This is a genomic window from Vibrio sp. 10N.222.46.A1 (assembly GCF_041473595.1).
Taxonomy (GTDB): Bacteria; Pseudomonadota; Gammaproteobacteria; order Enterobacterales; family Vibrionaceae; genus Vibrio; species Vibrio tasmaniensis_A.
Genome location: NZ_JBFRSN010000901.1, coordinates 1 through 903 on the forward strand (window position 1 = coordinate 1; position 903 = coordinate 903).

Sequence of the window (903 nt, forward strand, 5' to 3'; positions counted from 1 at the left end):
AGCTTACTATTAATAAAAAACCGGCAGTTAAACCTGCTGTCATGGCAAAAAACAACGTTTGGAACAACCGTCCTTGAACAACGGAAGTTAGGCGCACCCTCCCGGTTGATCCTGAAGCCATGATTGCGGGGTAGGACATGAACAACCCAGAAAAAATAGCAATAAAAATATAACCTACACCAACACCGCCAAGTAACTCATATGGAGACACTCCAGCAGTAAGAAAATACTGCGCGAGTTGACTCACCAATGCCGCCCCACCAGCAAACCCTGCAACGGCAAGACCAGTAACGAGCCCACGCTGTTCTGGATACCAAGCGACCCCTACAGTAATTGGAATCAAATAAGCGATCCCGACGCCTAAGCCACTTAACACTCCTACGCCCGCTAGAATGTAGTAGAAATTGTGAGCACCCAAACTCGCAAGCATCCAGCCGCATCCGAATAGAGCCCCACCTAATATTGCGCATTGTCTAGGGCCAAAGCGATCAATCAGCTTACTGGCAAAAAGCAGCATAATTGGGAACACAACGTAAAATAGGTTAAAAGGGGCTGAGGCTAACGCGGCAGGCACATCGTATTGCTTAATGAATACGGCATCATAGACAGACCATGAGTACGTTCCTCCCAAACAAGCTTGTAGTAATACCACAAAAAATAGAATGACTTGTTTCGGCACATTGAAAGAAAAAGAGAATTTTTGGTACATAGCTATTCAGTCCTCAAGCGGCAAAGCTAATCATGCCTAACCTATAGAATTATTTATTTTTCTTACATGAATCCGTTTCATACACGAAATTTCCGCACCACGTTTTTCAACTTTTCATTGGAACCCAGTAAATTGCCAATGTTAGATTGTGTAGCCTTAGCACTCACGATAAGTTCGCCAGCGATGAGGTTAAT

Annotated in this window: 1 protein-coding gene; it reads right to left on the reverse strand. The window is 44.3% G+C overall.

Annotation, left to right across the window (positions count from 1 at the left end; translation table 11 throughout):
• Window positions 1-709: MFS transporter (locus AB4496_RS21665; protein ID WP_372131932.1), on the reverse strand; the 709-nt coding region annotated here is incomplete at its 3' end.
• Window positions 710-903 lie beyond the last annotated feature (194 nt).